The 19910-nt window shown below is 49.2% G+C and carries 19 protein-coding genes and 2 pseudogenes; 15 read left to right on the top strand and 6 right to left on the bottom strand.

The features are described 5' to 3' along the window. The first annotated feature begins 106 nt into the window (after positions 1 to 106). Entirely contained in the window at positions 107 to 154 is a 48-nt protein-coding gene (locus CJP72_RS26320; protein WP_071892919.1) for a spot 42 RNA, inhibition of DNA synthesis, read from the top strand. Positions 155 to 397: 243 nt separating this feature from the next. Here CJP72_RS26320 and yihA read toward each other — a convergent pair whose 3' ends face one another. Next, entirely contained in the window at positions 398 to 1030 is a 633-nt protein-coding gene (gene yihA, locus CJP72_RS12680) for a ribosome biogenesis GTP-binding protein YihA/YsxC (RefSeq protein ID WP_162381608.1), read from the bottom strand. 280 nt (positions 1031 to 1310) lie between these two features. Between yihA and CJP72_RS26115 the strand changes: the two are divergent. From CJP72_RS26115 to hemN, 3 genes and pseudogenes are all read left to right on the top strand, one after another. Beyond that, positions 1311 to 1494: pseudogene (locus CJP72_RS26115) on the top strand (hypothetical protein). Between the two features lie 117 nt (positions 1495 to 1611). Then, on the top strand, positions 1612 to 2118 hold the full coding sequence (yihI, locus tag CJP72_RS12675; RefSeq protein WP_193568704.1) for a Der GTPase-activating protein YihI: 507 nt from the start codon (positions 1612 to 1614) through the stop codon (positions 2116 to 2118). Between the two features lie 188 nt (positions 2119 to 2306). Next, entirely contained in the window at positions 2307 to 3680 is a 1374-nt protein-coding gene (gene hemN, locus CJP72_RS12670) for an oxygen-independent coproporphyrinogen III oxidase (RefSeq protein WP_162381606.1), read from the top strand. A 73-nt stretch (positions 3681 to 3753) separates the two neighbouring features. On the opposite strand, the gene glnG is transcribed toward hemN, so the two are convergent. From glnG to glnA, 3 genes are all read right to left on the bottom strand, one after another. Continuing rightward, positions 3754 to 5163 (bottom strand): nitrogen regulation protein NR(I), encoded by a 1410-nt coding sequence (gene glnG / locus CJP72_RS12665; protein ID WP_162381604.1) that lies wholly within the window; start codon positions 5161 to 5163, stop codon positions 3754 to 3756. A gap of 11 nt (positions 5164 to 5174) precedes the next feature. Then, entirely contained in the window at positions 5175 to 6224 is a 1050-nt protein-coding gene (gene glnL / locus CJP72_RS12660) for a nitrogen regulation protein NR(II) (RefSeq protein ID WP_162381602.1), read from the bottom strand. Between the two features lie 272 nt (positions 6225 to 6496). Beyond that, positions 6497 to 7906 carry a glutamate--ammonia ligase gene (gene glnA, locus CJP72_RS12655; RefSeq protein WP_162381600.1) on the bottom strand — a complete coding sequence of 470 codons (1410 nt, stop codon included), beginning with the start codon at positions 7904 to 7906 and terminating at the stop codon, positions 6497 to 6499. A gap of 376 nt (positions 7907 to 8282) precedes the next feature. On the opposite strand from glnA, the gene typA reads away from it, so the two are divergent. The 5 genes from typA (at position 8283) to CJP72_RS25530 (ending at position 14229) form a co-directional block, all read left to right on the top strand. Beyond that, a complete protein-coding gene (gene typA, locus CJP72_RS12650) occupies positions 8283 to 10106 on the top strand; it encodes a ribosome-dependent GTPase TypA (protein WP_162381599.1) in 1824 nt (607 codons plus the stop codon). Between the two features lie 242 nt (positions 10107 to 10348). After that, complete coding sequence (locus CJP72_RS12645) at positions 10349 to 11059, top strand: GntR family transcriptional regulator (protein WP_162381597.1); 711 nt, start codon at positions 10349 to 10351, stop codon at positions 11057 to 11059. A 7-nt stretch (positions 11060 to 11066) separates the two neighbouring features. After that, positions 11067 to 12047 (top strand): sugar phosphate isomerase/epimerase family protein, encoded by a 981-nt coding sequence (locus CJP72_RS12640; protein ID WP_162381635.1) that lies wholly within the window; start codon positions 11067 to 11069, stop codon positions 12045 to 12047. A gap of 105 nt (positions 12048 to 12152) precedes the next feature. Further along, positions 12153 to 13418, top strand: a complete 1266-nt coding sequence (locus CJP72_RS12635; protein ID WP_162381595.1) for an MFS transporter — start codon at positions 12153 to 12155, stop codon at positions 13416 to 13418. 166 nt (positions 13419 to 13584) lie between these two features. Beyond that, a complete protein-coding gene (locus tag CJP72_RS25530; RefSeq protein ID WP_238340060.1) occupies positions 13585 to 14229 on the top strand; it encodes a DUF2778 domain-containing protein in 645 nt (214 codons plus the stop codon). Positions 14230 to 14800: 571 nt separating this feature from the next. On the opposite strand, the pseudogene CJP72_RS12625 reads toward CJP72_RS25530, so the two are convergent. After that, positions 14801 to 15061 (bottom strand): annotated as a pseudogene (locus CJP72_RS12625) (integrase core domain-containing protein); the annotation flags it as partial. Positions 15062 to 15250: 189 nt separating this feature from the next. Between CJP72_RS12625 and yihX the strand changes: the two are divergent. Genes yihX through fabY form a run of 4 tightly spaced genes read left to right on the top strand, consistent with a single transcriptional unit; the run spans position 15251 to position 18136 of the window. Then, positions 15251 to 15850: a glucose-1-phosphatase gene (gene yihX / locus CJP72_RS12620; RefSeq protein WP_162381593.1), complete on the top strand. Its 600-nt coding sequence runs from the start codon at positions 15251 to 15253 to the stop codon at positions 15848 to 15850. Further along, a complete protein-coding gene (locus tag CJP72_RS12615; protein WP_162381591.1) occupies positions 15844 to 16716 on the top strand; it encodes a virulence factor BrkB family protein in 873 nt (290 codons plus the stop codon). Before yihX ends, CJP72_RS12615 begins: the two co-directional genes overlap by 7 nt. Next, a complete protein-coding gene (gene dtd / locus CJP72_RS12610; protein WP_162381589.1) occupies positions 16713 to 17150 on the top strand; it encodes a D-aminoacyl-tRNA deacylase in 438 nt (145 codons plus the stop codon). Before CJP72_RS12615 ends, dtd begins: the two co-directional genes overlap by 4 nt. A 44-nt stretch (positions 17151 to 17194) precedes the next feature. Next, positions 17195 to 18136, top strand: coding sequence for a fatty acid biosynthesis protein FabY (gene fabY / locus CJP72_RS12605; RefSeq protein ID WP_162381587.1), 942 nt, complete (start codon positions 17195 to 17197; stop codon positions 18134 to 18136). An 11-nt stretch (positions 18137 to 18147) separates the two neighbouring features. On the opposite strand, the gene CJP72_RS12600 is transcribed toward fabY, so the two are convergent. Next, positions 18148 to 19068 carry an alpha/beta hydrolase gene (locus CJP72_RS12600; RefSeq protein ID WP_162381586.1) on the bottom strand — a complete coding sequence of 307 codons (921 nt, stop codon included), beginning with the start codon at positions 19066 to 19068 and terminating at the stop codon, positions 18148 to 18150. A gap of 206 nt (positions 19069 to 19274) precedes the next feature. Between CJP72_RS12600 and CJP72_RS12595 the strand changes: the two genes are divergently transcribed. Then, positions 19275 to 19517, top strand: coding sequence for a ribbon-helix-helix protein, CopG family (locus CJP72_RS12595; protein WP_162381631.1), 243 nt, complete (start codon positions 19275 to 19277; stop codon positions 19515 to 19517). Next, a complete protein-coding gene (locus tag CJP72_RS12590) occupies positions 19517 to 19891 on the top strand; it encodes a type II toxin-antitoxin system VapC family toxin (RefSeq protein ID WP_162381584.1) in 375 nt (124 codons plus the stop codon). The genes CJP72_RS12595 and CJP72_RS12590 overlap by 1 nt, the downstream gene beginning before the upstream one ends. Positions 19892 to 19910: the final 19 nt, after the last annotated feature.

Genomic DNA, 19910 nt, shown 5'->3' with positions numbered 1-19910 from the left:
ATGATCATTGGAATTCCCTATGAAAGGAATGAAAAAAAATTACAAAAAATGCTTTCTGAGCTGCTCAAAAAAGAGTAAAGTTATTCGCGTAGGGTACAGAGGTAAGATGTTCTATCTTTCAGACCTTTTACTTCACGTAATCGGATTTGGCTGAATATTTTAGCCGCCCCAGTCAGTTAATGACTGGGGCGTTTTTTATTGTACTCTTCATACTTCACGCTGCAGGTGCGTTGGTTTCCTCGCTCACCTCAGTCACTTACTGATGTAAGCTCCTGAGGATTCATTGCGTCACCGTCTTCCTGCAACTTGAATTATTTTGAGTAAAAGCGAAAACACGATCCGTAGACCGGATAAGCCGTGGTAACGACATTATCCGGCACAACCTTGCAGGAAGGGATTATTCTGCGTCCTGGCTCTCTTCAATCGGCGCCAGTTCGCTAAACCAGGTATCCAGCTTCTGACGTAACTTATCCACGCCTTGCTTCTTCAGCGACGAAAACGTTTCTACCTGCACATCACCGTTAAACGCCAGAACGGCTTCACGCACCATATTTAGCTGAGCTTTGCGCGCTCCGCTGGCCAGTTTGTCTGCTTTCGTCAGCAGAACCAAAACCTGAACATTACTCTCAACGGCCCATAGAATCATCTGCTGGTCGAGATCCTTCAATGGGTGGCGAATGTCCATCAGCACCACCAACCCTTGCAGGCTCTGACGCTTCTCCAGGTATTCTGCCAGCGCACGCTGCCATTTGCGCTTCATCTCTTCCGGGACTTCGGCATAACCGTATCCTGGCAGGTCGACAAGACGTTTACCTTCCACGACTTCAAACAGGTTGATCAACTGTGTGCGACCGGGTGTTTTAGATGTACGCGCCAGGCTCTTCTGGTTCGTCAGGGTATTCAGTGCGCTGGATTTGCCTGCATTGGAACGGCCAGCGAACGCCACTTCGATTCCCGTATCGGAAGGTAAGTGGCGAATATCAGGCGCACTCATCACAAAGTGCGTCTGTTGATAATTCAAATTAATCAAAGGGGTCGTCTCCGTCAGTCAAAGCTTTGCAGCGATTATACCTGAACCCCAGCAAAAGACGGATGTTTCGACATATGCCCGTGTAAGTAAAAACCCTGTGCTTTGTGAGACATTGACGATTGTAGATATACGAAATCTCAGAATCATTGCCGGGTTGGACGCCATATAGTTTAAATAAATCATCAGGTTATTTTTTCAGCGGCGCGCTTACGCGTTGACATCATGGCGTGGGTGGCTTGTCTGTTTGATCTGAGGGCGTAAAGTAGTGCTCATAGCGAGGATGCTGGCAGGACAAACGGACTCAGGATGAGGGTCAGGAGCGCCAGGAGGCGAAGACACAGGATTGTCAGGAAGACAAACGTCTGGAGACGTGTATAAAAGGAAATGGAAACAACACGGAACGTTTCAGGCTAAAGGAAAGACAGGGCGTGTTGATGGCCGACAGGGAATGTAGAACCCGTTAAGGGTGATGAGTAAAGAAAAAAGGCGACAGATGACTCTGTCGCCTTTTTTCTTTACTTGCTTTCTGCTAGATTCCGCCGCAAATGTATACTGAATAAAACGGCCAAAGACGAATTATTATGAAATCAACTTCTACACCACGCGGCAAAGGTCCCGCAAAAGCGCGCCGTAAAACACGCGAAGAGCTTAACCAGGAGGCTCGTGACCGTAAGCGCCAGAAAAAGCACCGTGGTCATACGGCGGGTAGTCGTGCGACGGGCGGTGAAGGTTCTTCTGGCTCGAAGAATACGAACAAACAAAAAGATCCACGTATTGGCAGTAAAACCCCCATCCCATTGGGAGTGACTGAAAAAGTCACCAAACAGCACAAACCGAAGAGTGAGAAACCTATGCTTTCACCGCAGGCTGAGTTGGATTTACTGGAAACGGATGAGCGCCTGGATGCGCTGTTAGAACGTCTGGAAGCAGGCGAAACCCTCAGTGCAGAAGATCAGTCCTGGGTGGATGCTAAGCTGGACCGCATCGATGAACTGATGCAGAAGCTGGGTCTTTCTTATGATGACGATGAAGAAGAAGACGACGAGAAGCCGGAAGATATGATGCGCCTGCTCAAAGGCGGCAACTAACGGGTTTACACCGTGGGCCTCCCCGTCCTGCTTATAACCCTTCCGGTTATATGTTATCTGGTGTGGTTATTCGTTAAACTACAGCGGTTGTCGCAGCGACAGAAGTGGCTGCGCAACCGGCTTATCACCCGTAGTGGAGGAAAGCCGGTACGCCCTACCCGCCAGCGACGCCATCGGAAGGAGTAAGCATGTCTGAACAGCTAATAGACTGGGATCTGGCCCTGATCCAGAAATATAACTATTCCGGGCCACGATATACCTCGTATCCCACCGCGCTGGAGTTTTCTGAAGACTTTGGCGAAGAGGCATTCCGGCACGCGGTGGCGCGTTATCCTGAGCGCCCGCTGTCTCTTTATGTACACATCCCGTTCTGCCATAAGCTCTGCTACTTTTGCGGCTGCAACAAGATTGTGACCCGCCAGCAGCATAAAGCCGATCAGTATCTCGATGCCTTAGAGCAGGAAATCGTGCATCGTGCGCCGCTTTTTTCCGGACGTAACGTTAGCCAATTGCACTGGGGGGGCGGTACGCCAACCTATCTGAATAAAGCGCAAATCAGCCGCTTAATGACGTTGCTGCGCGAACATTTCCATTTTAATGCGGATGCGGAAATCTCGATCGAGGTCGATCCCCGTGAGATTGAATTGGATGTGCTCGATCATTTACGCGCAGAAGGTTTTAATCGTCTGAGTATGGGCGTACAGGACTTTAACAAAGAGGTCCAGCGTCTGGTCAACCGTGAGCAAGACGAAGCGTTTATTTTTGCACTGCTTAATCACGCGCGTGACATCGGTTTTACCTCCACCAACATCGATCTGATTTACGGTTTACCGAAACAGACGCCGGAAAGCTTCGCATTCACCCTGAAACGCGTGGCGGAACTGAGGCCTGACCGTCTAAGCGTCTTTAACTACGCGCATTTGCCGACCCTGTTTGCCGCTCAACGTAAAATTAAAGATGCCGATCTGCCCACTGCGCAGCAGAAACTGGATATTTTGCAGGAGACCATCTCTTCATTAACCGAAACGGGTTATCAGTTTATTGGGATGGACCACTTTGCCCGTCCGGATGATGAGTTAGCCGTCGCGCAACGTGAAGGCGTACTGCACCGTAATTTCCAGGGCTATACCACCCAGGGGGATACCGACCTGCTGGGCATGGGGGTCTCCGCCATCAGTATGATTGGCGACTGCTATGCGCAAAACCAAAAAGAGCTGAAACATTATTACCAGCACGTTGATGAGCAGGGAAATGCGTTGTGGCGCGGTATTGCATTGACCCAGGATGATTGTATTCGTCGGGATGTGATTAAGTCGCTGATTTGCAACTTCCGTCTGGATTACGCGACGATTGAGCAGCAATGGTCGCTGAATTTTGCAGACTACTTTGCAGAAGATCTGAAACTGTTGGCGCCATTGGCAAAAGATGGGCTGGTGGACGTGAATGAAAAAGGAATTCAGGTGACGGCAAAAGGACGTTTGCTGATCCGTAACATTTGCATGTGCTTTGATGCGTATCTGCGCCGTAAAGCGCGGATGCAGCAGTTCTCACGCGTCATTTAAAACTGCGCAGGCACCAGTACTTATCGGGCCTGTAAGCCCGTATAAGTGCTGGTCTCTTTGGCAAGGAATCCGATCACTCCATTCCCAACTCTTTGAGCTTGCGCGTCAGGGTATTACGACCCCAGCCGAGCAATCTTGCCGCTTCTTGTTTATGTCCCTGCGTATGGCGTAACGCGGTCGTTAACAATGTGCGTTCCATTTCCGGTTGCGCTTCCGAGAGCAGGTTTTGATGACCGGAACGCAGCGCCCGATCGGCCCACTGCGCCAATAGGGTGGCCCAACTGTCCGGCTGCATATGTGAAGGACTATCAGGAACGGCGACGTCAAACAGCTCGCTGGGGAGATCCTGAATTAACACTTCCTGTCCGGCGGCCATAACCGTTAGCCAACGGCAGGTGTTCTCCAACTGACGCACGTTACCCGGCCACGCCAGGCGCGTCAGGGCGGTTTCCGTTTCCGGGTGTAATTGTTTGGCTTCAACCCCGAGTTCCTGCGCGGCGACTTGCAGAAAATGGCGCGCCAGACGGGGGATATCTTCCCGACGTTCACGCAGCGGCGGCAAATGAACGCGAATCACGTTCAGACGATGGAACAAGTCTTCGCGAAATTTACCTTCCTGCACGCGTAATTCCAGGTTCTGGTGAGTGGCGGCAATGATCCGCACATCCACTTTCACTGGCGCATATCCGCCGACGCGATAAAACTGCCCGTCGGCGAGGACACGCAATAAGCGTGTTTGCACATCCAGCGGCATGTCGCCAATTTCATCCAGAAACAGCGTCCCACCGTCAGCCTGTTCAAAACGCCCCTGGCGAATAGTATTCGCGCCGGTAAATGCCCCTTTTTCGTGACCAAATAACTCTGATTCAATCAAATCTTTCGGAATGGCCGCCATATTAAGGGCAATAAACGGCGCTTTGGCACGCGGGCTGTGGCGATGCAGCGCATGGGCAACCAACTCTTTGCCGGTGCCGGACTCGCCGTTGATCAACACGCTGATTGAAGAACGAGACAATCGACCGATAATACGAAATACATCCTGCATAGCAGGCGCTTCACCAATGATGTCGGTGGTCGGGCCGTTGTTCTGGATATTCCGGGGTTGCTGCTGTTCCTGATAATGGCTGATGGCGCGCTCAACCAGCGCAACCGCTTCGTCAATATCAAACGGTTTTGGCAGGTAATCAAATGCGCCCTGTTGATAAGCGCTGACTGCAGCGTCCAGATCGGAATGCGCCGTCATAATGATGACCGGCAGCATAGAGTGGCGTTGCTTAATCTGTTTTAACAGCGCCAGACCGTCCATTCCTGGCATACGGATATCTGACAGCAGAACATCTGGCGTTTTGCTCGCCAGCGCGTCCAGGACCTCGTTACCGCTTTCAAATGTGGTGCAGTTCAACCCAGCCCCGGCGAGCGCACGTTCAAGCACCCAACGGATGGAACTATCGTCATCGACTACCCAGACTATTCCTCGTTGCATAAACGTCACCTTTATTTCCTGATAGGCAGGTAAACCGAGAACTCGGTATGACCCGGCCAACTGGTAAATTCAATCTTGCCGGAATGTTGATCAATCAAATTACGGGCGATGGACAGACCCAGCCCGGTACCGCCTTCGCGGCCGCTCACCATGGGGTAAAACAATGTGTCCTGCAAATGAGAAGGAATACCCGGGCCGTTGTCTTCTACGTCAATACGCGCTGCCAGGCGATAACGCATCCCGTGCAGGGTTAGCTGGAAAGCGGTGCGGGTACGCAAAATTATTTCTCCGCCGTTCGGCCCCAGCGCCTGAAGGGCGTTACGCACGATATTCAACAGTACTTGCTCGATTTGGTCCGGGTCGTGCGCAAGCTCAGGCAGACTCGGATCGTAATCACGAATCAGCGTAACGTTTTCTGGCAGTTCCATTGAAACCAGCGCTACCACGCGTTCTGCGACCTTATGAATACTCTCGGTGATGTGCATGCCTGGCTGTTGCGGTCCCAACAGGCGGTCAACCAGATTACGCAGCCTGTCTGCCTGCTCAATAATGACTTTGGTGTATTCCGTCAGCGCCGGATCGGGAAGCGCCTTACTCAATAACTGCGCCGCGCCGCGTAAACCGCCAAGCGGATTTTTAATTTCATGTGCCAGACCACGCACCAGGTCGCGGGCAGCAATTTGTTGAGCATGCTGCAACTGTTCCTGGCTCAAACGGCGTTGGTTATCCATTGGCGCCATTTCCAGCAGGATAAGACCATCTGGCAGCCTCTGTGCGGTCACAGAGAGGATGTGTGAGTGACTATCTATCACCAGCGTGACTTCGTTGTCTGTAAAGCCCTGACCTGCTTCTAAGCTTTCACGCATTAGCGCAATGTTTAACGAAAAATAGCTCAGCAATTCAGGAAGCGGCGAGCCAAACAGTTTGCGGGAACTCTGGGCGAGCAACTGCTGCGCGGCGGGATTGGCGTAATGCACCACCAGCTCGTCATCGACAAGTAAGATGCTATTGATTAAAGAATTAAGGATCTGCCCAGCATCGGGCAGCATGCCAGTTGCCATTCAGCAGTCTCCTGGAAAAGTTTGCACCAATTTAGTGCATTATAGCTTTTTACTGATAAAAAGCGCGTGAAGTCAGGTTGTTGGTGGAGAAAAAAGCCCATCCGGAGATGGGCTAAAAGTTTCCACGGCAACTAAAACTCTCGACGCTTTTCACGCCGCTGCAGTGTTGGCTACCTTCGCTCACCCCAGTCACATAGCTATTTATGCTTCTGGGGATTTGCTCTGTCGCCGCCTGGCCGCAACGCGAGATTCGTCGGATTTTTACGATACGGTTAAACGCTGTAGTACAGTTCAAACTCTACCGGGTGTGGCGTCATACGTACGCGGTCATCTTCTTCACGACGCAGCGCAATGTACGCATCGATCGCTTCGTCGGTGAACACGCCGCCAGCGGTCAGGAACTCGCGGTCCAGATCCAGTTCTTTCAGTGCTTCTTCCAGAGAGCCAGCAACCTGTGGGATCTCTTTCGCTTCTTCCGGCGGCAGGTCATACAGGTTTTTGTCCATGGCTTCGCCCGGGTGGATCTTGTTCTTAATGCCGTCAAGACCCGCCATCAGCAGGGCAGCAAAGCACAGGTACGGGTTAGCGGCCGGATCCGGGAAACGCACTTCGATACGACGCGCTTTCGGAGAAGCAACCACTGGAATACGGATAGAGGCAGAGCGGTTACGGGCAGAGTAAGCCAGCATGACCGGTGCTTCATAACCCGGAACCAAACGTTTGTAGGAGTTGGTGGTCGGGTTTGCCAGGGCGTTGATCGCTTTAGCGTGTTTGATAACGCCGCCGATGTAGTACAGCGCCTGCTCAGACAGACCGGCATATTTGTCGCCAGAGAACAGGTTTACGCCGTTCTTGGACAGAGACATGTGGCAGTGCATACCAGAACCGTTATCGCCAAACATCGGTTTCGGCATAAAGGTTGCGGTTTTACCGAAGCGGTGAGCAACGTTGTGCACCACATATTTGTAGATCTGAATTTCGTCCGCTTTTTTGGTCATGGTGTTAAAGCGGGTTGCGATTTCGTTCTGGCCAGCGGTTGCCACTTCGTGGTGATGTGCTTCGACAACCAGACCCATCTCTTCCATGATCAGACACATGGTGGAACGAATGTCCTGAGAAGAGTCTACTGGAGGAACCGGGAAATAGCCGCCTTTCACACTAGGACGGTGGCCTTTGTTACCACCTTCATATTTGGTGGAAGAGTTCCATGCACCTTCGATATCGTCGATTGCCACGTGGGAACCGGAGATAGATGCGCCGAAACGAATGTCATCGAACAGGAAGAATTCTGGCTCTGGCCCGAACAGAACGGTGTCTGCGATACCGGTAGCGCGCAGGTATTCTTCAGCGCGTTTAGCGATGGAGCGCGGGTCACGGTCATAGCCCTGCAGCGTACCTGGTTCCAGGATATCGCAACGGATGATCAGAGTGGACTCTTCAAAGAACGGGTCAATGAGTGCAGTAGAAGCATCTGGCATCAGAACCATGTCTGATTCGTTAATGCCTTTCCAGCCGCCGATTGAGGAGCCGTCAAACATTTTGCCTTCTTCGAAGAATTCGGCATTTACCTGATGAGCAGGAATAGTGACGTGCTGTTCTTTACCTTTAGTGTCAGTGAAGCGCAAATCAACAAACTTCACTTCGTGTTCGTTCAGCATCGTCAAAACGTGTTCAGCGGACATACTTACTCTCCCGGATTGGTCATTGTCGTCGTGGTAACGAGGTCTTCAATTCTGCAAAAATTGGCCGTGTCGCCGTAAAAAATATAAAGCGAAAACTGTGCCAACTTTTAAATTGCCCCTAAAAGGCGTTATCATGCGCACCATCGTGCAAAAGGGCTGCACCATGGTGAGCACGCTGCACCAATATAGTGCTTCAATGTGAACATTAAGCACCATGTTGGTGCAATGAGCAATGAGTAACCCTTTTAACGCTCCGTGAAAGCGATCACAAAGAAACTCTGCAAAACTTGTTTGCGGAGGATGTTTGTGATCCTGTTTTGTAGTGCGATTAATCCGTGTACAATAACGCGCTATTCCTAATGCCCGAGGCAAAGTTGTGATCGAAAATTTGCGTAACATCGCCATCATCGCGCACGTTGACCATGGTAAAACTACCCTGGTTGATAAGCTGCTGCAGCAATCCGGTACGTTTGATGCGCGTGCCGAAACCCAAGAGCGTGTGATGGACTCCAACGATTTGGAGAAAGAGCGTGGGATTACCATCCTCGCTAAAAACACCGCTATCAAATGGAATGATTACCGTATCAACATCGTTGATACCCCAGGGCACGCCGACTTCGGTGGTGAAGTTGAACGTGTAATGTCCATGGTAGACTCAGTGCTGCTGGTGGTGGATGCATTTGACGGCCCAATGCCGCAGACGCGCTTCGTGACCAAAAAAGCCTTTGCCCATGGTCTGAAACCCATTGTTGTTATCAACAAAGTTGACCGCCCTGGCGCGCGTCCGGACTGGGTTGTTGACCAGGTCTTTGACCTGTTCGTTAACCTTGACGCGACCGACGAACAACTGGATTTCCCAATCATTTACGCTTCGGCGTTGAATGGTATCGCGGGTCTGGATCACGAAGATATGGCGGAAGATATGACCCCGCTGTACCAGGCGATCGTTGACCACGTACCGGCACCGAACGTTGACCTTGATGGTCCGTTGCAGATGCAGATCTCTCAGCTGGACTACAACAACTACGTTGGTGTTATCGGTATCGGCCGTATCAAACGCGGTAAAGTGAAGCCGAATCAGCAGATCACTATCATTGATAGCGCAGGCAAAACCCGCAACGGTAAAGTCGGTAAAGTTCTGACCCATCTGGGTCTGGAACGTATCGAGAGCGACCTTGCAGAAGCCGGCGACATCATCGCCATCACCGGTCTGGGCGAACTGAACATCTCTGACACCATCTGTGATACCCAGAATGTTGAAGCGCTGCCAGCACTGTCTGTTGATGAACCGACCGTGACCATGTTCTTCTGCGTAAACACCTCTCCGTTCTGCGGTAAAGAAGGTAAGTACGTTACCTCTCGTCAGATCCTTGACCGCCTGAACAAAGAGCTGGTACACAACGTGGCACTGCGCGTTGAAGAAACCGAAGATGCGGATGCGTTCCGTGTTTCTGGTCGTGGCGAACTGCACCTGTCTGTTCTAATCGAAAACATGCGTCGTGAAGGTTTCGAAATGGCGGTTTCCCGTCCGAAAGTTATCTTCCGCGAAATCGACGGCCGCAAACAAGAGCCGTTCGAAAACGTCACGCTGGACGTCGAAGAGCAACACCAGGGTTCTGTGATGCAGGCACTGGGTGAGCGTAAAGGCGACCTGAAAAACATGAATCCAGATGGTAAAGGCCGCGTACGTCTCGACTACGTGATCCCAAGCCGTGGTCTGATCGGTTTCCGTTCAGAATTCATGACCATGACCTCCGGTACGGGTCTGCTGTACTCTACCTTCAGCCATTACGACGATGTTCGTGCGGGTGATGTTGGTCAGCGTCAGAACGGCGTACTGATCTCCAACGGTCAAGGTAAAGCGGTTGCGTTCGCACTGTTCAGCCTGCAGGATCGCGGTAAGCTGTTCCTCGGTCACGGTGCAGAAGTTTACGAAGGTCAGATCATCGGTATTCACAGCCGTTCTAACGACCTGACTGTAAACTGCCTGACCGGTAAGAAACTGACCAACATGCGTGCGTCCGGTACTGACGAAGCCACTGTTCTGGTTCCGCCGGTTAAGATGACTCTGGAACAAGCTCTGGAATTCATCGATGACGACGAACTGGTAGAAGTTACCCCAACCTCTATCCGTATTCGTAAACGTCACCTGACGGAAAACGATCGTCGCCGTGCAATGCGTGGTGCAAAAGAAGATTAATTAACGCCTCTTCTTACAATAAACCCTGCCTTCGTGGCGGGGTTTTTTTTTGGATCTTGCTGACCGCACAGTGACCTCATCTACAGGGTTCCCCCCTGCCACTTTTCACTTGCCAAACTCCCGTCCCCCCGCCTTAAGAGAGCTTTGTCACATTTATCTTCAAAGCATGTAGGCGCTGTTTGCTTTCTTTTTTAGCGTCAGCGTATGATGCTTTCACTGGTTTAAACCAAATGGGTTAAACAATGACGAACAATCAGTCGACCGTTGAAAATGCGAAAGAGAAGCTGGACCGTTGGTTAAAAGATGGGATCACCACGTCAGGTGGAAAGCTGCCTTCTGAGCGGGAATTAGGTGAGCTTCTGGGTATTAAGCGTATGACACTACGCCAGGCGCTGTTAAACCTTGAAGCTGAATCCAAAATATTCCGTAAGGATCGTAAAGGATGGTTCGTTACCCAACCACGCTTCAATTACAGCCCGGAATTATCGGCGAGCTTTCAGCGTGCCGCGCTTGAACAGGGCAGGGAACCGTCATGGGGATTTACCGATAAAAGCCGTATTTCCGATTTTCCAGAGATGGTTGCTCCTTTGACAGCCGTCACCGCGTCCGATGAATTGTATCGAGTGACGGGCTGGGGAGCATTGGAAGGGCATAAAGTTTTCTACCATGAAACTTTTATTAATCCCGTTGTGGCTCCAGGTTTTATTGATCAGCTTGAAAACCAATCTTTTTCTACCGTATGGGAACAAATCTATAAAAAAGAAACGGTGGTAAAGAAGCTGGTTTTCAAACCGGTTCGCATGCCTGGCGATATCAGTAAGTTTATTGGCGGCTCCGCCGGGATGCCTGCCATTCTTATTGAAAAACATCGGGCTGACCGAGATGGAAATATTGTACAGATAGACATTGAATACTGGCGATTTGAGGCAGTTGATCTCTTTATTAACTTGTAGGTGTATTATGGTCACAATGAATAATGCAGAAAAAATTCTGGCGCGTGTAGACAACCTCCCCCTTTATCTTCATGCCTATGCTTATCATCTGAATATGCGTCTCGAGCGCATTTTACCCAATGATTTATTGGATATCGCGCATGAGAACCAGTTACGGGGTGTCAAAATTCATGTTCTTGATGGGGAAAGCTATTCACTCGAAAACATGAATGACAGCGAGCTTTCTGCTTTTGGCGATAAAGCACGTCAGCTGAATCTTGACGTTCATATTGAGACCAGTGCCTCAGATAAAAAAGCCATTGATCAGGCTGCCGCGATTGCATTAAAAACAGGTGCGTCATCCGTCCGCTTTTATCCGCGCTATGAAGGTAATCTGCAGGAGGTCATGTCGATTATCGCCAAAGACATCGCCTATATTCGTGACACTTACCACAACAGCGGCTTAACCTTCACACTTGAACAGCATGAAGATCTGAAAAGCCACGAGCTGGCCTCATTAATTAAGCAAAGTGAAATGGAGTCACTCTCTCTACTGTTTGACTTTGCCAATATGATTAACGCGAATGAGCATCCCCTCGACGCACTGGACACAATGGCACCGTATATTACTCAGGTGCACATTAAAGATGCGTTGATCGTTAATGAAGAAGGTGGACTGGGTCATAAAGCGTGTATCTCTGGTCAGGGCCACATGCCGTTCAAAGCATTGTTAACAAAACTGATCTGTTTAGGTGATGAAAAACCTCAGGTTATGGCCTATGGCCTGGAAGAAGAAGTTGATTATTATGCCCCGGCATTTCGTTTCGAAAATGAAGGCGACAATCCCTGGATCCCATGGCGTCAAATGAGTGAAACACCACTGCCTGAAGCCAATGCTCTGGAAGAACGTCTAATAAAAGAAAAAGAAGATGCGATTAACCAGATAAAATTTGTGCGCAGTGTTCTGCAGCAAATCAAAAAAGAGGCGATTGATACTCTAAATACATAATGCTGTTTTAATTTCTCTTATGTGCATGGAAAACCATTCCTGGAGAATGGTCAGGTTGCTATTGCCTTTAGAAACAATAAATTTAGTCTTACTTTAGGGGATGTTATGCTCACGAAAAAGAAATGGGCGTTGTTTAGCCTGTTAACGCTGTGTGGCGGTACAATTTATAAATTACCGTCATTAAAAGATGCGTTTTATATACCAATGCAGGAATACTTTCATTTGACCAATGGTCAAATTGGTAATGCGATGTCGGTGAACTCATTCGTTACGACAGTGGGTTTTTTCCTGTCTATTTATTTTGCCGACAAGTTGCCACGTAAATACACCATGTCATTTTCGCTGATTGCCACAGGGTTGTTAGGGATCTATCTGACAACAATGCCTGGTTATTGGGGAATACTCTTTGTATGGGCGTTATTTGGCGTGACCTGTGACATGATGAACTGGCCAGTACTACTAAAATCGGTGAGCCGATTGGGTAATAGTGAACAGCAAGGACGTTTATTTGGCTTCTTCGAAACCGGTCGCGGAATCGTCGATACTATTGTGGCATTTTCTGCTCTGGCTGTATTTGCCTGGTTTGGTAGTGGCTTGTTGGGATTCAAAGCCGGTATCTGGTTCTATTCAATCATCGTCATTGCGGTTGGGGTAATCATCTTCTTTGTTCTGAATGATAAAGAGGATGCGCCTACGGTCAATGTCAGCGACACCGAAGAAACGAAAAAAAGCCCAGGTATGGCATCGGTACTGAAGGATAAAACGATTTGGTTAATCGCCTTCAACGTCTTCTTTGTCTATGCCGTCTACTGTGGTTTAACGTTCTTCATTCCGTTCCTGAAAAATATTTATATGCTGCCAGTAGCGCTGGTGGGGGCCTACGGCATCATTAACCAATATTGCCTGAAAATGATCGGTGGTCCGGTTGGCGGTATGATTTCAGATAAGATTCTGAAATCACCCAGTAAATACTTATGTTATACCTTCATGATCAGCACGGTCGCACTGGTGCTTCTCATTATGCTGCCTCATGAAAGTATGCCGGTCTATTTAGGGATGGCGTGTACGTTAGGATTTGGCGCGATCGTATTTACGCAGCGCGCTGTTTTCTTCGCACCGATTGGCGAAGCGAAAATTGCGGAAAACCATACCGGGGCCGCGATGGCGCTGGGCAGCTTTATTGGTTACGCACCTGCCATGTTCTGTTTCAGTCTCTATGGCTATATCCTGGATTTAAATCCAGGAATGGTAGGATATAAAATTGTCTTCGGCATTATGGCCTGCTTCGCATTCTGCGGCGCGGTTGTTTCGGTGATGCTGGTTAAACGCATCAGCCAGCGTAAGAAAGAGATGCAGACAGCCGAGGCCTGATACCTTCTCTGTAATAAGCTTGTATAAAAGCCGCTGATCACCAGCGGCTTTTTTATTTATCTTTTACGACATTCATCAAAGAATTATTTTTATTATTGCTTAACCTGAAGTAAATGTAACATTGAACCTGAATGTATTCACCATATATATGGTTTGGGAGTGGGCAATGATTTATTGTACTTTAAATCTCAGAGAGGTGTCTCGGGACGGTAGGCTAAAGTTGAGATGTGCAGGATCCGGATCATTTGATGTTTTCTCAGGCTTTGGTGAATATAAAAATAATGCTGATTATTATATGAAAAAAAATGGGCCAATACCTCCAGGTATCTACTGGATTGTTGATCGCCCTACAGGAGGGATCAGTTCATGGTTTAAACAAGTCGAGAAGGAGTGGCGAACAGGGAATAATTATGATGACTGGTTTGCTTTGTATAAGGATGATGGGATTATTAATGATCAAACGATAGTGGTATTTAAGTCATTTATCGGGCATGGGCAACAGGAAGTCTTGAGTGATGAACGAGGTCTTCTGGATTATGATTTCCCTTTCGATGAGCCACCTGAAAATAATCACCATAAAAGTTCTTACGTCGGCACGGATGACAGACCCTTTGTCTATGAAACAAAAGTGAGATCGTCGTTCAGATTACATCCATTAAGGCCCGATGGAACAGGTGTGTCGGATGGGTGCATCACATTTTACAACAGCGAAGATTTTTACAGACTTAGATTTTACCTGCTAAATGCTATCAGGTATCCCATCGCGGGTGGAAGAATTTTATCCTATGGACAAATCACTGTAACGGATTAATTTGATGTCGAATATAAGTTATATTGTTTTATTTATAACATCCATCACTTTTGCGATTTTAGGTTTAAATTTTTTATATTTACACGACGTTCATGGCAGTGAAATGACGGCGTGGTTCTGTATGTATATTGCCACTTGCTATGTAGTGTATTTATTTATGTTACGAGTATTTCATCCATTTAACTGGAATGTGCACCTCGGTGGCATTATTTATTTGGTTACCTTTACGTTCATTCCGTTTCTTATTGGCTTAATGGAGTTAATTGACTGTTTTGCAAGGGGTGTATTTTCCTTGTTGGGCTGGGAACTATATGAACAAATACATTTTTTGAATATGTATGAGATACATATCTACATCACGATAACATCGCTTTTAGCGCTGGGAGTTACATGGTTGTTTGATACCTTGCTAGTTTTAATTATGAAAAGAGAAAAAACCGGTAAGTAAGATCCTACCGGTTTTTTTATTATCAATCTTAAATGTAGTGGTCAACAAAAATTGACCACAGCTTTAGCATTTTTCCAGAACAATCGTTAGGATTTGACCTGTCCCCATTATTCTATACAACTGTCAGTTAGTAATATCAGTTCTTTTATTGCCTAATTTCCCATTTCGCCACTTTGCTGCAAACTCTGATGGCGTCTGATAATTCAGTGCTGAATGTGGGCGACATTCGTTATAGTCCTGCCGCCAGTCATTAATGATTTTCCTGGCGTGAACGATATCGCTGAACCAGTGCTCATTCAGACATTCATCGCGAAAGCGACCATTAAAGCTCTCAATAAATCCGTTCTGTGTCGGCTTGCCCGACTGGATTAAGCGCAGTTCCACAGGTTGGCGACAACAGTTATAGATATACGGGGGTAAATACAGTTTCTAAATGTGACACCAGGAAAACAAGGCGATGCAGGTCATCGTCTTTTTTCAGATATAACTGTTACCGGTTTCACGATGGGGCACATAGTCAAACTTCTCCTTTCCCGCTACAGTTATTCATCCACGGCTAGCAAGGAGAAGAACATGCTCTATATCTTTGACTTAGGTAATGTGATTGTCGATATCGACTTCAACCGCGTGTTAGGCACCTGGAGTGATCTGAGCCGTGTCCCGCTGGCTTCGTTGAAACACAGTTTTACGATGGGAGAGGCTTTTCGCCAGCATGAACGGGGTGAAATCACTGACGAGGATTTCGCCGAAGCTGTTTGTCATGAAATGGCGCTGCCGCTGAGTTACGAACAATTTTCTCATGGCTGGCAGGCCGTTTTCGTCGGCATTCGCCCGGACGTTATTGGCATTATGCAAAAGCTGCGTGAGCAAGGGCATCGCGTTGTTGTTCTTTCTAACACTAACAGACTGCATACCACATTCTGGCCGGGCGAATACCCGGAAGTTTGCCAGGCTGCCGACCATATTTATCTTTCTCAGGAACTGGGGATGCGTAAACCGGAAGCACGTATTTACCAGCATGTCCTGCAGTCAGAAGGTTTTTCTGCGGATGATACCGTCTTTTTTGATGACAACGGCGATAATATAGAAGGGGCTAACCAGTTGGGGATCACCAGCATCAGGGTGACCGACAAAACAACCATCCCGGACTATTTCGCGAAGTTGTTATGCTAAAAAACGTTCACCAAAAAGCCAGGCATCACACGCGTCCAATATGGGCCTGGCTTAAGTTATTGTGGCAGCGCATTGATGAAGACAATATGACGACCCTGGCGGGTAATCTTGCCTACGTCTCGTTGCTCTCATTGGTGCCCTTCATTGCCGTTGTTTTTGCCCTTTTCGCTGCATTTCCCATGTTTTCCGACGTGAGTCTTCAACTTCGTCACTTTATCTTCTCCAACTTTCTCCCGGCGACGGGGGATGTCATTCAGCGTTATATCGAACAGTTTGTCGCCAACTCAAACAAAATGACGGTGGTGGGGGCCTGCGGGCTGATCGTGACGGCGCTGTTGCTGATGTATGCTGTTGATAGTGCGTTGAATGCCATCTGGCGCAGCAAACGCACGCGTCCAAAAGTTTACTCTTTTGCCGTTTACTGGATGATCCTGACGCTGGGCCCGCTGCTGGCTGGTGCCAGTCTGGCGATCAGTTCATATTTACTCTCCCTTCGCTGGGCCAGTGAACTCAATAGCGTGATTGATGATGTGTTGCGCATTTTTCCGCTTTTGCTTTCCTGGATCTCATTCTGGTTGTTGTACAGCGTTGTTCCCACCACGCGCGTTCCGAACCGGGATGCGATTGTCGGGGCGTTTGTCGCCGCCATTCTGTTTGAGGCGGGGAAGAAAGGATTTGCGCTCTATATCACCACATTCCCCTCTTATCAGCTCATTTACGGTGTACTGGCGGTGATCCCAATTTTGTTTGTCTGGGTTTACTGGACGTGGTGTATCGTCTTGCTTGGTGCAGAAATAACTGTCACTCTCGGGGAATACCGAAAACTCAAACTAGCCGCAGAACAAGAAGAAGCAGACCAACCATGATTGCATTAATTCAGCGCGTAACCCGTGCCAGCGTCACCGTGGAGGGAGAGGTGACGGGTGAAATTGGCCCAGGACTTTTAGTGTTATTGGGTGTCGAAAAGGATGATGACGAACAGAAAGCGAACCGCTTGTGCGAACGCGTACTGGGCTATCGAATTTTCAGTGATGCCGAAGGCAAAATGAACCTGAACGTGCAGCAGGCGGGAGGCAGCGTGCTGGTGGTTTCACAGTTTACGCTGGCAGCCGATACCGAGCGCGGTATGCGTCCGAGTTTTTCGAAAGGCGCCGCGCCGGATTGTGCACAAGCGCTATATGAATACTTTGTTGAGCGTTGCCGCCAACAGGAAATGAACACGCAAACCGGGCGTTTTGCTGCTGATATGCAGGTTTCGCTGGTTAATGATGGCCCCGTGACGTTTTGGTTACAGGTATGAACCAGCTTCCGGTGTGGCCGCGGGTAACAAGAGAGAGTACAGCTATGTATCACCTTCGAGTACCGCAAACAGAAGAAGAATTAGAGCGTTACTATCAGTTCCGCTGGGAAATGTTGCGTAAGCCTCTGCATCAGCCAAAAGGCTCCGAACGCGATGCCTGGGACGCCATGGCGCATCATCAAATGGTCGTCGACGAAGAGGGGAATCTGGTCGCTGTTGGCAGGTTATATATCAATGCCGACAACGAAGCCTCTATCCGCTTTATGGCCGTTGATCCTGCGGTGCAGGAGAAGGGACTGGGCACATTGATGGCGATGACCCTGGAATCTGTCGCGCGCCAGGAAGGGGTTAAACGCGTTACCTGTAGTGCCCGTGAAGACGCGGTCGAGTTTTTCGCCAAACTGGGTTTTGTTAATCAGGGCGAAATCACCACGCCGCAAACCACACCGGTTCGACACTTTTTAATGATTAAGCCCGTTGCCACACTGGATGACATTCTGCATCGCGGCGACTGGTGCGGGCAGCTTCAGCGCGCCTGGTATGAGCACATCCCTCTGAGTGAGAAAATGGGGGTGCGTATTCAGCAGTACACCGGGCAAAAATTTATCACCACCATGCCTGAAATGGGTAACCAGAATCCGCATCACACCCTATTTGCCGGAAGTCTTTTCTCTTTGGCAACGCTGACGGGGTGGGGGCTTATCTGGTTAATGCTGCGCGAACGCCATCTTGGCGGCACGATTATTCTTGCTGATGCCCATATTCGCTACAGTAAGCCCATCAGCGGCAAGCCGAGCGCAGTCGCTGATTTAGGCTCATTGAGCGGCGATCTGGATCGTCTGGCAAGAGGCCGCAAAGCGCGCGTTCAGATGCAGGTTGAACTCTTCGGTGATGATGTGTCGGGTGCGGTGTTTGAAGGCACCTACATTGTGCTACCCGCGAAGCCGTTTGGCGCGTATGAAGAGGGCGGCAACGAAGAAGAGTAAACGCTTCTCTGCTATTCCCGGCCTGGTGCGGCACAGCGCCAGGCTACATCTCTCATCAGGTCTCGCGCAGATCGACTCACTCCCGCCAACTGGAAAAAACCATGTATCACGCCGGACCAGCGTTGTGCAGTGCAGTTGACGCCTTGTTCTGTCATGCGCGAGTACAGCGCTTCGCCTTCATCACATAGCGGGTCGAATTCTGCGGTAATGATATGAACAGGCGGCAGGCCATAGAAATCATCTCGCCACAGCGGGCTGGCTTCAGGATGGTGGGGATCGATACCCGAAAGATACATCTCATAACCGCTCAGCAACGTATCGCGGGTGATGATGTAATCCATTCCATTGCAGGTATAGCTTTCAAAGTAAGCCGTTGCGTCGAGCATGGGGTAAATCAGGATGAGTTGTGCAGGTAGCCACTCTCCTGCAGCTTTGAGCCGTAAGGCCGTCACCAACGCCAGATGTCCGCCTGCGCTATCGCCCGCAAGAGTGATGCGATGTTTATCCACGCCAAACAGTTCGGCATGTTGCCAGATCTGGTCTGCCCCTTTTAGAGCGTCATCATGAGCCGCGGGAAAAGTGTGTTCTGGTGCCAGTCGATACTGGATAGCGATCACCCGACATTCACCATAAAACGCCAACTGGCGCAGCTGTTTGTCATGAGTGGCAAACTCACCGCTAACAAAACAGCCACCGTGGTAGTAGATAACCGTGGGCAGAGTCGCGGGGCCACGAAGCGGTGAATAGATGCGAAACAACATCCCTTCCCGTTCGACAGTTTGGATATGGACTCGTGATTCAGCCTCTCCGGCCAGAACGGTACTGTCGATGTAACCCGCCCTCCGTTCATCAATACTCTGTTGACGTGAAGAGGGGCGACCCGCTGCGATAAACGCTGCAACTTGCTCTGCAATACCTTTTTCCAGTGTCATGGTGAAATCCTTTTTCGCTGTATGGATGTACAGTTTTATACGCTCACTTTTGGCGGATGGGAATAGGGGAGGCAGGGAAAAATGAATTCTGGAAAGGTGCTCGCAAAAGTAAAAATACCTCCACAAACATACTATTTTTAAAAATATCCTGGGTGTAAATTGCTCGTGTTTTAACCTCTGATGATATACTGGAGATATATATGAGCATAATGGCTGGACTGGATATGGGCAGAATTTTACTCGATTTATCAGATGAAGTGATTAAACGGCTGGATGACCTCAAGGTGCAGCGCAATCTTCCTCGCGCGGAACTGTTGCGGGAAGCGGTCGAGCAGTATCTGGAAAGGCAAGATCAGGCAGAAACAACGATTTCTAACGCGCTTGGCTTGTGGCAAGGCTGTGAAGAAGATGGCGTTGAATACCAGCGCAAACTGCGTGGGGAGTGGTAATGGCTAAAGGCCCGGCACTTTTTGACACCAATATTTTAATCGATCTGTTCAGCGGGCGAGAAGAAGCAAAGCAAGCACTGGAGTCGTGGCCGCCACAAAACGCGATAAGCCTTATCACCTGGATGGAAGTGCTGGTTGGTGCCAGGAAATACAATCAGGAACATCGCACGCGGGTTGCAATGAGCGCATTTAACGTCATTGGTGTTTCACAGGAGATCGCCGAGCGAAGTGTTGCTTTGCGCCAGGAGTATGCGATGAAACTTCCGGATGCGATCGTTCTGGCGACAGCGCAAATTCACCGTCTTGAATTGGTCACGCGTAATACGAAGGATTTTGCGGGAATACCTGGCGTCGTGATGCCCTATGCACTGTAACTCGGGCGACTTGCGCCGC

Source organism: Citrobacter sp. NCU1, assembly GCF_010231475.1.
Lineage (GTDB): Bacteria > Pseudomonadota > Gammaproteobacteria > Enterobacterales > Enterobacteriaceae > Citrobacter_D.
The sequence above is the reverse complement of the archived record's forward strand: the minus strand, read 5'-3'. Positions and strand labels throughout refer to the sequence as shown.